The sequence below is a fragment of the Sulfitobacter sp. W002 genome (assembly GCF_025142135.1).
GTDB classification, from domain to species: Bacteria; Pseudomonadota; Alphaproteobacteria; order Rhodobacterales; family Rhodobacteraceae; genus Sulfitobacter; species Sulfitobacter profundi.
Genome location: NZ_CP081126.1, coordinates 1,217,263 through 1,229,785 on the forward strand (window position 1 = coordinate 1,217,263; position 12,523 = coordinate 1,229,785).

Genomic DNA, 12,523 nt, shown 5'->3' on the forward strand with positions numbered 1-12,523 from the left:
GACATTCGAGCAGCCGACCGAAGAAAACGAGAGCGATGTCGCAGGAAAAAGTAACATACGGGCCGATTCATACGCCGCATCTCGCTGACGCGACTAAGGTGCAGCAGATGCGGGATTATTCCCAGGTCGGCGTTAACCTGTTTTGGCAGCGGCAAATGATATTTGCGGCGGCCATTTGCCTGTCCGCTTTCTACTACGAGCTCTGGCTGTCGATCACGACGTTGATCCTGATCGCGATTTCCGAGACCTACGACTACCTTTTGTTCCTGCGCATCACCCGGTGGCGCGGGCGCAGCCCCCGTTTGGCGCGGTTGTTCCTGAACCGCATCTACATCGGGACAGTGCTAAGCGCCGGGGTGATCAGCTATTTCGCGCTTGGGATTGCGCTTCAGCAGGGGGCGACGACCCATTTCCTGCCGCTGTTCTTCCTATTCGCGGCAGCGCTTTTTGCGTCGATGAACAACCATCATATCCTGCCAGTGCTGATGCTGCGGCTTGCGATCTATGGGGCGACATTCCTGTTCATTCCAATCTGGGACATCGTCCGCACCGGGGCGAGCATAGAGTCCGAGCTTTGGACCCAGTTGTTCACCGTGGTCTTCGTGCTTTATTTCATCGTCGATTGCTCGCGTATTTTCATGAAAATGTACCGCACCAACCTGCGCCAGTTGGAAGAGTTGAAAGCAGAGCATGAGAAAACCAAGATCGCGTTTAAGGTAAAAACCGAATTCGTTTCGACCATTAGCCACGAGCTGCGCACGCCGATGACATCGATCAAAGGGTCGCTCGATATGGCCTGCGCCGGGGTTCTGGGTGAAATGACCCCGCAGATGGAGAAGGTCTTGAAGATCGCGCAGCGCAATTCGGCGCGGCTCACGTCGATCATTAACGAGATTCTCGACCTGCAAAAGTTCGAGGCGGGCAAGGTGAGCTTTGATATCGAACCGCTTGAAGTGCAAACGATTATCGAAGACGCGATTGAGCTTAATCAGGCCTTTGCGGGCAACTTGGGTGTGACGCTGCGCTATGCCAAGCCTTCGGACGCAGCGGGCATTGCCACCGATGAAAAACGCCTGCAGCAGGTGATGTCCAACCTTCTGTCCAATGCGGCCAAATTCTCGCCCGCGGGGTCAACGGTGAAGGTCACCTCCGTCAAGCACGAGGATAAGGTGCGGATCAGCGTGATCGATGAGGGGATCGGCCTTGCGGAATCCGAGCGGGAGAAGGTCTTTGACGAATTCTCGCAGATCGACTCGTCTGACCAGCGCGCCGTGGGTGGCACCGGTCTGGGCATGAACATCTCCAAGCGGATCATCGAAGCCTTGGGCGGTCAGATCGACTACTTCAAAAACGCGGGTCCCGGCACGACGTTCTATATCGATATGCCGTTGGGCAATGGGTCCGGGCGCGAGTTGGCGCATGGGATACATGTCAAAGATATGGTGAACGGGGACGGGCCGATCGGCGATGAAGAGCCCCAGAAGCCCTCCGGGGATCGGGCCGCGGCCTAGGTTCGCGGCGGCCCGGCCCGTCGTCAGTGGCCAATCACTTTCGTCTCGGCGCAGCATTGCTGTGCGTTTTTCGTGGCCTGCGTGCCGTGGTGCGGATCAAAGCGGTCTGCCAGCACCGCTTTGATCTGATCGCGGATATGCGCAGGGGGATGCCCGTGCCCCATTAGGCCACCAATTGCCAAGCCATGCCCGCGAAGATGGCTCCGACAAAGGCAAAGGCAAGATAGGCGGCAAAGACATGCGGTTTGACCAGCGCCCAGACAGCGATGGCCGCCGGGATGCAGCTGACCCCGCCAGCGATGACAAAGGACATGGCCGCGCCTTGGGTCATGCCTTGGGCCAACAGCGCGTCGATCAAGGGGACCGCAGCATAGCCGTTGAGATAGGCCGGTGCCCCCACCAAAGCGCCGAGGATAATGGGCATGATCCCGGTGCCGCCCAAGATATTGGCGATCCATTCTGCGGGCACGTAGGTCAGCATCAAGGCTTCGACCACATAGGCGAGCGTAAGCCATTTCACGAGGAAAACCGCGTTGGTCAGCGCCGTGTCGCTAAAGCTCGCGCGGCGCTCGGCCTCTTGCCAGAACTTCCAAACCGGCGCGCCGGAGAAGGGTTTGGCCGAAGAGCAGCAGCTGCTTTTCGCGGGCTGGGCGCGCAGCGGATCATTAAAGAGCGGGGTCCGCGATAGGGCCAAGACGGTGAAGCCGCCGACCATGCCAACGCCGAGTGCTGCGATGGTTTTCGCCACTGCGAAATCGAACCCCAGCGTGCCGGAGGTGATCGCGAACATCGCCGGATCCATCAAGGGGGAGGCAAGCCAGAAGGCCATAACCGCACCCAGCGGGGCGCCAACGGCGAGCAGGGCAGCGATAAAGGGGATCACCTCGCAGCTGCAAAAGGGCGACAGCCCGCCAAGGGCGGCGGCCATGAACACCATCCGGGCCGGATTGCCCTCAAATGCGCGGGCGAGCAGGCTCTCGGCGCCGCTGGCTTTGAGATAGGCCACGGCCAGCACGGCGAAGGCGATGAACGGGGCGGTGCCCAAAAGCGCTTCGGCGGTGAAGATAACGGTCGGCACGATTTGCGGGGGATCCAGCAGGGCGATGAGGGCAAGAAGAGCCAAGGTGATGCCCCAAGCGCCTTTCAAGAACGCCAGTCGATGGAGCACGGGAGGGGATTGCGTGGTTTCAGCCATGATCATGCTCCGTACATTCGTTGATTGCGTCTGCGCAGCATTCGGTGAGCAGGAAATTCGCCAGCGCCTGCACTTCTTCATAGGCGACGGCGGCGCAGATTGTGCTGCGGCCTTGCTTTTCCTGTTTCACCAATCCGGCGGAGGCCAAGAGTTTCAGGTGATGCGTCAGGGTCGAGCCGGTCACCCCGGTGCGTTCGCCCAGCGTGCCAATGCTCAGCCCCGCCGATCCGGCGCGCACCAATGTGCGCAGCACCAAGAGACGTTGTTCTGATCCAAGTGCTGCAAAGCTGCTGGCTGCGAGGGTGAGGGCGGGGGTTGCGGATTCTTGTTTCATGATTATAGAAATATCGAAATGACAGCCCAACGCAAGCTTTATTTCGATATTTGTCGAAGTGATCCGCCCTTTATCTTTCGGCCCTACCGCTTATCTCCTCCTCATGAAGGATATCCGAGATGATCTGGCGGCCTGCCGCCTTTGTGCCGAGCGTTTTGCCGTGACGGCGACCCAGCATCGCCCACGGCCCATCGTCTGGTTCAAACCCGGCGCGCGGCTGCTGATTGCCAGCCAAGCGCCCGGCAAACGGGTGCATGAGGCGGGCAAGCCGTTTTGGGACATGTCCGGCACCCGTCTGCGCGACTGGTTGGGCTTGGACGAGGCGACATTCTATGACCGCAACCGTGTTGCCATCGTGCCGATGGGCTTTTGCTTTCCGGGCTATGACGCCAAGGGCAGTGACCTGCCGCCGCCGCGTATCTGTGCCCAAACTTGGCGCAAGCCCGTGCTTGAGATGCTGCCCGATCTGCGGCTCACGGTCCTGATCGGGGCCTATGCGATGAAATATCACCTGCCCGGATTTCGCAATGTGACCGAGGCCGTCGCGGGGTGGCGGGATCATCCACCGGGGGTCTTTGCCTTGCCTCATCCGTCTTGGCGCAATACCGGATGGTTGAACAAGAATCCCTGGTTCGCGGAAGAGGTCTTGCCCCGTCTGCGCGCCGCCGTGTCCGAGGTGATGAATGACCGACCGCCAAACTGACCCCCAAGCAGACCCTAAGACAGCCCGGCTGATTGAGCCGACCCCGCTGGACCAAGCCCATGCCGCGATGATGGCCGCTCCCGACGATGATGCCGCCCGCCTGCGCTTTTACGAGCGGATCGCGGATGTTGAGCTTTTCATGTTGTTGGAGGATGAGCCGCAGGGCGATCAGGTCAGCCCGGTGCTGCTTGAGGACAGCTATGTCATGGTTTTCGACCGCGCCGCGCGGCTCTCGGCCCATGTGGGGGAGGCGTCTCCCTATGTGGCGCTTTCGGGTCGGGCAATTGCCGCGATGTTGGAGGGCCAGCCGCTTGGCATGGCGGTGAACATCGGCGTGGCCCCGTCGGAAATCCTGTTGCCTGCCGAGGCGTTGGACTGGCTGCGCAGCACCTTGGCCCATGCGCCGGGCGAAGTGGAGGCGGGCATCGATCAGGTGTTCCCCCCGCAGGGGCTGCCAGAGACGCTGATCGCCGCGATTGACGCCAAGCTGGCGACAGCGACCGGCATGGCGGCGGGGGCTTTCCTTGTTGGAGTTGAATATACCGGCGGCGGGCGCGGGCATCTGCTGGCCTTCGTCGGGGCGATCCCCCGCGCGCAGGACGCGCTTGTGCGGGCAGCCTCAGAGGCGCTGACCTTCTCGGGGATCGAGGCGGGGGCGATGGATGTGGGCTTCTTTGGTCCCAACGATGCGGTGGTCGAAAAACTGGCCCGCGTTGGCCTGCGCTTTGACCTGCCGCAGATGGAGCCTTTGCAGAACACGCCCCGGATGGCCCCCGGCAGTGATCCGGCAAAGCCACCGAAACTGCGCTGATCTTACCTTGAGGCAAAGAAAAGGCGGGCAGGGCAATCACGCCCACCCGCCTATTTCATTTCATCTTGCCAGTCTTAGCGGCGGCGGTCGCGCCGCGCGCTCATCGGCTGGAAGGCGACGCCGACATGGGCCTCGCAATAGGGTTTGCCCTGTTGCACGGGCAGGCCGCAGAACCAGAAGTCATCGGTCGCGGGGTCGCCGACGGGCCATTTGCAGGTCCGCTCGGTCAGTTCCATCAGGCCGATCTTCTTGGCCTTCTTCTCAACTTCGCTGACCTTGGCGAGCGCCTCTGGGCTGATCTCATTGGCCGAAGGCTGCGGCGGCAACGGTTGGCCTGCGGGGATGATCTGCTTGCGCGCGGGCAGGTTGGGCTTGGGCGCCGGGGCTGCGGCGGGCTCTTCGGCTTCGGGCGCAGGGGCGGCTTCGGCCTCGGGTTCCGCGGCTGGCTTAGCGGCGGGCTTTGGCTTGGCCTCGGCCTTGGGCGCTGCGGGCTTGGCCTTGGGCTCTGGCTTGGCGGCCGCTGCGGCGGCGGGTGCCCCGGCGGTGCGGTTCGACAGGCCCAGACGGTGCACCTTGCCGATCACGGCATTGCGCGTCACCCCGCCCAGTTCTTTCGCGATCTGGCTGGCGGACTGGCCTTCGCCCCACATCTTTTTAAGTGTCTCTACGCGCTCATCAGTCCAGGACATACGGGGTTCCCCAGTTAAAAAGCGGCCCCATAGCCCGGACCGCTTTGTCAGTGTATCGGCCCCCATTTTATCTTCTGGGGCCGCAGGTGCAAGCGCCGATGCCCCTTAAGGGCGGCGCGCTGCGATTGGGGCTTTACGTGGGGGATGAAGGGCGGCTATGCAAGGCCCATGATCAAATGTGCCACATATTCCATCCGACGACGCTTCGTTCGATAAACATGGCGCCCTTTAGGGGGCGGCGTGATGGCCTGATCTCGCAGCAGACATGCTGCACCCTTTCAAAAACAACCAAATCCCATTGACCCTGCGCCAGCCCCATGCCCTTTTACCGGCGTGACGCGGCCCTCTTTCAAGGACAAACAGATGATCCCTTCCGTTCTGCCAACCTACAATCGCGCCCCTTTGACCTTTGTCAAAGGCGAAGGCACATGGCTGATCGAGGCGGATGGGCGACGTTTTCTCGACCTTGGCGCGGGGATCGCGGTGAACGCGCTTGGCCATGCGCATCCAGCGCTGGTGAAGGCGCTGACGGATCAGGCGCAGGCGCTTTGGCATACGTCAAACCTTTACCACATCCCGCAGCAAGAGGCGCTGGCTGACCGGCTGGTGGCCGAGACTTTTGCCGACACGGCATTTTTCTGCAACTCGGGGACCGAGGCTTGCGAGTTGGCCGTGAAGATGGCGCGCAAGTATTTCTATGAAGCAGGCCAGCCCGAGCGGGTTGAGATCATCACTTTCAGCGGGTCGTTCCACGGCCGTTCATCTGCCGGGATTGCCGCGGCGGGGTCTGAGAAAATGACCAAAGGTTTCGGCCCGCTGCTGCCGGGTTTCGTACATCTCGACCTCGGCGACAGTGATGCGCTGGAGGCCGCCATCACCGATAAAACCGCCGCAGTCATGGTGGAGCCGGTTCAGGGCGAAGGCGGTATCCGCGCCGTGCCGGATGCCGAGTTGCAGCAGATGCGCGCGCTTTGTGACCAACATGGGCTGTTGCTGATTATGGACGAGGTGCAATGCGGCGTTGGCCGGACCGGACGGCTCTTTGCCCATGATTGGGCCGGGGTGACGCCCGATATCATGATGGTCGCCAAGGGCATCGGCGGGGGATTCCCGCTGGGCGCGGTGCTGGCGACAGAAAAGGCCGCCTCGGGCATGACCGCTGGCACCCATGGGTCGACCTATGGCGGCAATCCGTTGGGCTGCGCGGTCGGCTGTGCGGTGCTGGATGTGGTGGCCGATAAGGCGTTTTTGGCCGAAGTGAATCGCAAGGCCGGGCTGATGCGTCAGCGCCTTGAGGGGCTGGTGGCCGAGCATCCGGGTGTCTTTGAAGAGGTCCGCGGCGCGGGGCTGATGCTGGGGTTGAAATGCAAAGTGGCGAATGCGGATGTGGTCGCCTCGGGCTATGACAATGACCTGATCACCGTACCCGCCGCGGACAATGTGATCCGCCTTCTGCCGCCGCTGACCATTTCCGACGATGAGATCGCCGAGGCCGTGACCCGCCTTGACGCCATCGCGCGTGCGCTGACCCCGGCCTGAACGCCATTCACCTAAAATATTCCTCGGGCACCGGAGGCCGTGGCCTTAGACCCGCAAGACAGAGACGACAGATGAACCATTTTCTTGATATCCACCAAACCGACCCCGCCGATTTGCGGCAGATCATCGACAACGCCGCCGCCATGAAGGCCGCGCGCCAAGGCCGCCCGCGCGGCGCGCCGGATGAAGATCAGCCGCTGAAAGACCACATGGTTGCGCTGATCTTTGAAAAACCGTCGACCCGGACGCGCGTGTCTTTCGACGTGGGCGTGCGTCAGATGGGCGGTCAGACCATGGTGCTCTCGGGGGCCGACATGCAGCTTGGCCATGGCGAAACCATCGCCGACACCGCCCGTGTGCTGTCGCGCTATGTCGACATGATCATGATCCGTACCTTCGAAGAGCAGACCCTGCTTGATATGGCCGAACATGCCACCGTGCCGGTCATCAACGGGCTGACCAATCGCACCCACCCCTGCCAGATCATGGCCGACATCCAGACGTTTGAGGAACACCGCGGCCCGATCAAGGGGCGCAAGGTGGTCTGGTCGGGCGACGGCAACAATGTCTTTGCAAGCTTTGCCCATGCGGCGAAACAGTTCGACTTTGACCTCGTCTTTACCGGCCCCGAGCCGCTGGACCCTGAAGCGGCGCTCGACGGGCTTTATACCGTCGAACGCAATCCGCAAAAGGCTGTCGAGGGCGCCGATCTGGTGGTCACCGACACTTGGGTCAGCATGCATGATCCGCAATCGGCCCGCGAACGGCGGCACAACCAGCTGCGTGGCTATCAGGTGAACGACGCGCTGATGTCGCTGGCTAAGCCCGACGCGCTCTTCATGCATTGCCTGCCTGCGCACCGTGATGATGAGGCGACAAGCTCGGTCATGGATGGCCCGCATTCGGTGATCTTTGATGAGGCCGAAAACCGTCTCCACGCTCAAAAAGCCGTCATGCGCTGGTGTCTGGGGGCATGAGCGACGGCCCCCGCATCGTTGTCGCGGGCGCGGGGGCGATCGGTTGTTTCATCGGCGGGTTGCTGGCCGGGGCGGGGCATTCCGTAACCCTGCTGGCTCGGCCTCGTATTCAGGCCGAGATCCGCACCCACGGGCTGACGTTAACCGATTTTGGCGGCATGGCCCGCTACCTCTCGGCGGATGATCTGACCCTCGCGAGCGATGAGACCTGCCTGCGCGATGCCGATATCGTGCTGGTCACGGTTAAATCGCGCGACACCGAAAACATCGCCCGGCAGATCGCCCGCCACACGGCGCAGGGCGTGCAGGTTATTAGCTTGCAAAACGGCATGGGCAACCGGGCGATTTTGGCGCAGCACCTGTCGCAGCATGATCTGCGGGCGGGGCTGGTGCCCTTCAACGTCGTGGCCATGGGGCAGGGGTGCTACCACCGGGCAAGCTCGGGCGATCTGGTGATCGAGGGCGGACCGGCGGATCTGGCGGTCCGGCTGTCGCAGCCGGATCTGAAGGTGGTGGAACACGCGGATATCACTGCCCTGCAATGGGGTAAGTTCCTGATGAACCTCAACAACGCGCTGAACGCGCTAAGCGGCTTGCCGTTGCAGGCCCAGTTGCAGGATCGGGCGTGGCGGCGGCTGATGGCCGATCAATGGGCCGAGGCGCTTGCCATCCTGCGGGCAGAGAAGATCCGCCCCGCTATGACCACGCCAATCCCGGCGCGTCTGGTCCCGGCGCTGTTGCGCCTGCCGACACCGCTGTTCACACGCATCGCCTCGGCCATGTTGCAGATTGATCCGCAGGCGCGCACCTCCATGGCACAAGACCTCGCCGCGCGCCGCCCGACCGAGATCGACGCGTTGCAAGGCGAGGTGCAGCGCCGCGGGCAGGCGCTTGGCCGGGCGACGCCTGTGACGGATATGGTCTTGCGGGTGATGGGCTGGGCAGAGCTTGCAGGCGAGGGGCTGCCGCATTTGCCGGTCACCGCCCTGCGGGCCGAGATGGCAGCAGGGCAGGACCAGCAAGAGGGGTAAGGCGCAGGCGCGCCTGACCTCAGTTCACGAGGGTGTTGAGCACCCAAAAGACCATGGCAGAAAGCAGGGCCGCCGCGGGCACGGTAATCACCCAAGCCGCGACGATGGTCATGAAATGCGACCGGCGCACCAGCTTGCGGCGGCGGCGCTCTTCCTTGGCGATGCGTTTCACTGCGCTGGTTTGGCCGCCGATCCGACGCAGACGCCGCTCCATGTGCCATTCGCGGTAAAAGCCCACGCCAAAGACCCCGCCCACGGCGATATGGGTGGAGGACACCGGCAGGCCCAGCCAGCTTGCCACGATCACGGTGATTGCCGCCGAAAGGGCCACGCAATAGGCGCGCATAGGGTTCAACTTCGTGATCTGACTGCCGACCATGCGGATCAGTTTCGGCCCAAAAAGGAACAGACCAAAGGAGATGCCGAAGGCGCCGATGATCATGACCCATGTCGGGATGCTGACCTTATCCTCAAAGCCGCCGAACTCTGTCGCATGCACGATCGCCGCCAGCGGCCCCACCGCATTGGCCACGTCATTGGCCCCATGCGCAAAACTGAGAAGGGCGGCAGACAGCACCAGCGGCAGGCCAAAAAGCGTTTTGACCGAGCGGTTGCGGTTCTCCATCCCCTCGGACGCGCGGCGGATTAGCGGGGCGGAGATGGCATAGACCACCAGCCCCGTCACCAGCCCGATGATCAAGGCCATCGGCATGTCGATGCTGATGATTTTCTTAAGGCCCTTCAGCGCCAAATAGGCCGCAAAGACCCCGGCCATCAGACCCACGAGCACCGGCACCCATGTGCGCGCGGCGGCGATTTTGTCGTCTTGGTACAGGATCCGTGCCTTGATGAACGCAAGGAACATCGCCGCCACGGCACCGCCCAATACGGGAGAGATTACCCAGCTTGCGGCGATCATGCTCATCGAGCTCCAGTTGACCGCGCCAAGGCCCGCAGCTGCGATGCCCGCGCCCATGACCCCGCCCACAACCGAATGGGTGGTCGACACCGGCGCGCCGACCCATGTGGCAAGGTTTACCCACAGCGCGGAAGACACCAGCGCTGCCATCATCGCCCAGACAAAGATGCGCGTGTCGGCCACGCTGGCCGGGTCGATGATGCCCTTGGAAATGGTCGAGACAACATCGCCCCCCGCCAGCAAGGCGCCGGCGGATTCGCACAGGGCGGCAATCACGATCGCCCCGCCCATGGTCAACGCATTGGCCCCCACGGCGGGGCCCATGTTATTGGCCACGTCGTTCGCGCCGATGTTCACCGCCATATAAGCGCCGAAGATCGCCGCCGCGATCACGACAAAGCTAGAGGGCTGATGCCCGAAGAAGACCGCCGCAACGGCACCTGCCACCACGATAAAGGCCAGCGCGATGCCCGGCGCCACGAGGGGGCGGGCGACATAGGTCGCGGCCAGTTCGACTTGCGAAATACGGTTGAGGTCCTTGTCCAGCGTCTTCCACTGGCTGCCCTGCGGTTCCGTTGCCATTCCTGTATGATCTCCCAACGATCCTAACGTTCAGCGGGGGGGTGACATAAGGCTATCGAGGGCGCAAGTCACCCTGTCACAAAATTGTAACATTCGGCGGGGGGCGTCAGTGGCTGTAGGAGAGGGGCAATGGGGCACCGGGCCGAGACCCGGTGCCGTTAGGCTTTAGTGAAAGGCGGATAAGATTGCTTTAAGATCAGGCTCATCCACGAGTTCTGATGCCTCCTGCGGGGTGAACCATGCACGCTTGCGCATGCCCGCTTCGGGGTATTCCTCGCTCAGATCGCGCACGCGGGTAAGATAGACCTGTGTGGTCACGGGCACGGTCAAGCCTTCGCCGAGACCCTTGTCATAGTCGAAAATGCCCATCGGATCGGATTCGATGTCGGCTTTTGTCACCCCGGCCTCTTCCCACGCTTCTTGCAAGGCGGCTCCGGCACCGTCCAACCCGTCGATCGGCCAGCCCTTGGGCAAAATCCAGCGGCCCGTGTCACGGCTGGTGATCAGCAGCACCTTTTTGCCCGCCTCGGACTCGCGGTAGCAAAGGGCCGCAACCTGCACGCGGCGGGGACGTTTCAGAATAGGAAGGACCATATCCTCCCAAGCGCGTCTAAATACTTGTGTCATTACAGAACTATGCCTCGGTCGGGTGTTTTTCTTGTTATCCCCGCATTATATAGTGTTCCCGAACGCAAATCAAACTGCGGCGCGCCGGATCGGCGGGCTTGGCAGTATGACCGGCTAGAAATGAGGCATGATCGTTATGGCAACTGGCACGCAGGCGGACGGGGGCGCGGCACGGGGGGCAGGCGCAGATATCGGGGTATACGGGCTGGGCACCATGGGCTCGGCTCTGGCGCTGAACTTGGCCGACAATGGCTTTACCGTGGCGGTGAGCAATCGTGAGGCAGAGTGGATCGCGCCTTTCCTTGACGAGGCCGGACCGCTGGCCGAGCGTCTGATCGGGGCCGAGCGGCTGGAAGGTTTCGTCGCCGCCATCGCCCGCCCGCGCAGCATCCTGTTCATGATCCCCTCTGGCGCGCCGGTCGATGCGATGATCGAGACGATCAAACCGCTGCTGGATGAGGGCGACACCTTAATCGATGGCGGCAACGCCGATTTCCACGACACCCGCCGCCGCAGTGCCGCATTGGACGGCACGGGGCTGCATTTCGTCGGCATGGGCGTGTCGGGCGGAGAGGCCGGGGCGCGCAATGGCCCGTCGATGATGGTCGGCGGCAGCGAACATTCGTGGACCCAGTTCAAACCGATGGCCAAGACGATTGCCGCCCATTTCGAAGGCTCCCCCTGCGTGGCGCATCTGGGGCCCGACGGGGCGGGGCATTTCGTCAAGACGGTGCACAACGGCATCGAATATGCCGACATGCAGATGATCGCCGAAGTTTACGGCCTGCTGCGGGATGCAGGCGGGCAGGGCGCGGTGGAGATCGGCAACCTTTTCGCCGACTGGCGCAAGGGGCCGCTGAATTCCTATCTGATCGAAGTGTCGGCAGCCGCGCTTTTGTCGGTCGATGCCCAAAGCGGCACGCCGATGGTCGATGTGATCCGCGATCAGGCGGGGCAGAAGGGCACCGGGCGCTGGACCTTGATCGAAGCGCTCAAGATGGGGCAATCGGCCAATACCATCGAAGCCGCCGTCGGCGCGCGTGGCTGGTCGAGCGAAAAGGCCGTGCGCGAGATGGCCGAACCGTTGCTGGCCGAAGGCGTGCAAGACGCGCCACTGCCTGAGGTGGACGATCTGGAAATGGCGCTTTTGGCGGGGCGGATCATCGGCCACGCGCAGGGCTTTCGCATTCTTTCTGCGGCCTCGGAGGAGTTCGACTGGTCCCTCGACATGGCGCGGATTTCCGAGATTTGGCGGGCGGGCTGCATCATCCGCTCGGCGCTGTTGGACGAGTTTGCCGACGCCTTCCGGGGTGAGTTGCCGGGCGGGCATCTGATCCTTGCCCCCGCCATGCGCAAACGGCTGGAAGAGAGCGTTCCCGCGTTGCGGCGTGTGGTGGCGGCGGGCGCGCTGCTCGGCGTGGCGCTGCCTGCGCTGTCGGCGGCGCTCGCGTGGTACGACAGCATGCGCCGGGCGCGCGGCACGGCCAATATGATCCAAGCTCAGCGCGATTTCTTCGGCGCGCATGGGTTCGAGCGGATAAGCGAAGAGGGCAAGTTCCACGGGACGTGGACGCCTTTGCCGTAAGGGTGCTTACGGGTCCGGAA

Annotated in this window: 13 protein-coding genes; 7 read left to right on the plus strand and 6 right to left on the minus strand. The window is 62.7% G+C overall.

The annotated features are described in order from the left end of the window. Positions 1-107: 107 nt before the first annotated feature. Positions 108-1,511, plus strand: coding sequence for a cell wall metabolism sensor histidine kinase WalK (locus K3758_RS06020; protein WP_259948665.1), 1,404 nt, complete (start codon positions 108-110; stop codon positions 1,509-1,511). A 23-nt stretch (positions 1,512-1,534) separates the two neighbouring features. On the opposite strand, the gene K3758_RS06025 is transcribed toward K3758_RS06020, so the two are convergent. From K3758_RS06025 to K3758_RS06035, 3 genes are read right to left on the minus strand one after another with little or no spacing between them, the layout of a single operon-like run. Further along, on the minus strand, positions 1,535-1,675 hold the full coding sequence (locus K3758_RS06025; protein ID WP_259948677.1) for a hypothetical protein: 141 nt from the start codon (positions 1,673-1,675) through the stop codon (positions 1,535-1,537). Next, positions 1,675-2,706, minus strand: coding sequence for a permease (locus K3758_RS06030; RefSeq protein ID WP_259948680.1), 1,032 nt, complete (start codon positions 2,704-2,706; stop codon positions 1,675-1,677). Before K3758_RS06030 ends, K3758_RS06025 begins: the two co-directional genes overlap by 1 nt. After that, entirely contained in the window at positions 2,699-3,040 is a 342-nt protein-coding gene (locus K3758_RS06035; protein ID WP_120350593.1) for a helix-turn-helix transcriptional regulator, read from the minus strand. The genes K3758_RS06030 and K3758_RS06035 overlap by 8 nt, the downstream gene beginning before the upstream one ends. 103 nt (positions 3,041-3,143) lie before the next feature. Here K3758_RS06035 and K3758_RS06040 point away from each other — a divergent pair, with 103 nt between their 5' ends. Continuing rightward, on the plus strand, positions 3,144-3,743 hold the full coding sequence (locus K3758_RS06040; protein WP_209217339.1) for a uracil-DNA glycosylase family protein: 600 nt from the start codon (positions 3,144-3,146) through the stop codon (positions 3,741-3,743). A 28-nt stretch (positions 3,744-3,771) separates the two neighbouring features. Further along, the gene (locus K3758_RS06045) at positions 3,772-4,554 is read left to right on the plus strand and encodes an SseB family protein (RefSeq protein WP_259949995.1); all 783 of its coding nucleotides are present in this window, start codon (positions 3,772-3,774) and stop codon (positions 4,552-4,554) included. A 74-nt stretch (positions 4,555-4,628) separates the two neighbouring features. Here K3758_RS06045 and K3758_RS06050 read toward each other — a convergent pair whose 3' ends face one another. Further along, positions 4,629-5,243: a GcrA family cell cycle regulator gene (locus tag K3758_RS06050; RefSeq protein WP_209217338.1), complete on the minus strand. Its 615-nt coding sequence runs from the start codon at positions 5,241-5,243 to the stop codon at positions 4,629-4,631. Positions 5,244-5,606: 363 nt separating this feature from the next. Between K3758_RS06050 and K3758_RS06055 the strand changes: the two genes are divergently transcribed. From K3758_RS06055 to K3758_RS06065, 3 genes are all read left to right on the plus strand, one after another. Then, the gene (locus K3758_RS06055) at positions 5,607-6,782 is read left to right on the plus strand and encodes an aspartate aminotransferase family protein (protein WP_259948690.1); all 1,176 of its coding nucleotides are present in this window, start codon (positions 5,607-5,609) and stop codon (positions 6,780-6,782) included. Positions 6,783-6,853: 71 nt separating this feature from the next. Beyond that, positions 6,854-7,759 (plus strand): ornithine carbamoyltransferase, encoded by a 906-nt coding sequence (argF, locus tag K3758_RS06060; RefSeq protein ID WP_259948691.1) that lies wholly within the window; start codon positions 6,854-6,856, stop codon positions 7,757-7,759. Further along, positions 7,756-8,790: a 2-dehydropantoate 2-reductase gene (locus K3758_RS06065; RefSeq protein WP_259948693.1), complete on the plus strand. Its 1,035-nt coding sequence runs from the start codon at positions 7,756-7,758 to the stop codon at positions 8,788-8,790. The genes argF and K3758_RS06065 overlap by 4 nt, the downstream gene beginning before the upstream one ends. Before the next feature lie 19 nt (positions 8,791-8,809). Here K3758_RS06065 and K3758_RS06070 read toward each other — a convergent pair whose 3' ends face one another. Both K3758_RS06070 and K3758_RS06075 read right to left on the minus strand, forming a co-directional pair. Continuing rightward, the gene (locus K3758_RS06070; RefSeq protein ID WP_259948694.1) at positions 8,810-10,291 is read right to left on the minus strand and encodes an inorganic phosphate transporter; all 1,482 of its coding nucleotides are present in this window, start codon (positions 10,289-10,291) and stop codon (positions 8,810-8,812) included. 165 nt (positions 10,292-10,456) lie between these two features. Further along, positions 10,457-10,918: an NUDIX hydrolase gene (locus K3758_RS06075; RefSeq protein WP_259948697.1), complete on the minus strand. Its 462-nt coding sequence runs from the start codon at positions 10,916-10,918 to the stop codon at positions 10,457-10,459. Positions 10,919-11,054: 136 nt separating this feature from the next. Between K3758_RS06075 and gndA the strand changes: the two genes are divergently transcribed. Beyond that, the gene (gene gndA / locus K3758_RS06080) at positions 11,055-12,503 is read left to right on the plus strand and encodes an NADP-dependent phosphogluconate dehydrogenase (protein ID WP_259949997.1); all 1,449 of its coding nucleotides are present in this window, start codon (positions 11,055-11,057) and stop codon (positions 12,501-12,503) included. Positions 12,504-12,523 lie beyond the last annotated feature (20 nt).

What these genes read in the sequence shown, in the direction of transcription:
- K3758_RS06025 (WP_259948677.1), bottom strand. Translation starts at nt 1,675, where the DNA reads ATGGGGCACGGGCATCCCCCTGCGCATATCCGCGATCAGATCAAAGCG.
- K3758_RS06065 (WP_259948693.1), top strand. Translation starts at nt 7,756, where the DNA reads ATGAGCGACGGCCCCCGCATCGTTGTCGCGGGCGCGGGGGCGATCGGT.
- K3758_RS06040 (WP_209217339.1), top strand. Translation starts at nt 3,144, where the DNA reads ATGAAGGATATCCGAGATGATCTGGCGGCCTGCCGCCTTTGTGCCGAG.
- K3758_RS06020 (WP_259948665.1), top strand. Translation starts at nt 108, where the DNA reads ATGCGGGATTATTCCCAGGTCGGCGTTAACCTGTTTTGGCAGCGGCAA.
- K3758_RS06055 (WP_259948690.1), top strand. Translation starts at nt 5,607, where the DNA reads ATGATCCCTTCCGTTCTGCCAACCTACAATCGCGCCCCTTTGACCTTT.
- K3758_RS06070 (WP_259948694.1), bottom strand. Translation starts at nt 10,291, where the DNA reads ATGGCAACGGAACCGCAGGGCAGCCAGTGGAAGACGCTGGACAAGGAC.
- gndA (WP_259949997.1), top strand. Translation starts at nt 11,055, where the DNA reads ATGGCAACTGGCACGCAGGCGGACGGGGGCGCGGCACGGGGGGCAGGC.
- argF (WP_259948691.1), top strand. Translation starts at nt 6,854, where the DNA reads ATGAACCATTTTCTTGATATCCACCAAACCGACCCCGCCGATTTGCGG.
- K3758_RS06075 (WP_259948697.1), bottom strand. Translation starts at nt 10,918, where the DNA reads ATGACACAAGTATTTAGACGCGCTTGGGAGGATATGGTCCTTCCTATT.
- K3758_RS06050 (WP_209217338.1), bottom strand. Translation starts at nt 5,243, where the DNA reads ATGTCCTGGACTGATGAGCGCGTAGAGACACTTAAAAAGATGTGGGGC.
- K3758_RS06035 (WP_120350593.1), bottom strand. Translation starts at nt 3,040, where the DNA reads ATGAAACAAGAATCCGCAACCCCCGCCCTCACCCTCGCAGCCAGCAGC.
- K3758_RS06030 (WP_259948680.1), bottom strand. Translation starts at nt 2,706, where the DNA reads ATGGCTGAAACCACGCAATCCCCTCCCGTGCTCCATCGACTGGCGTTC.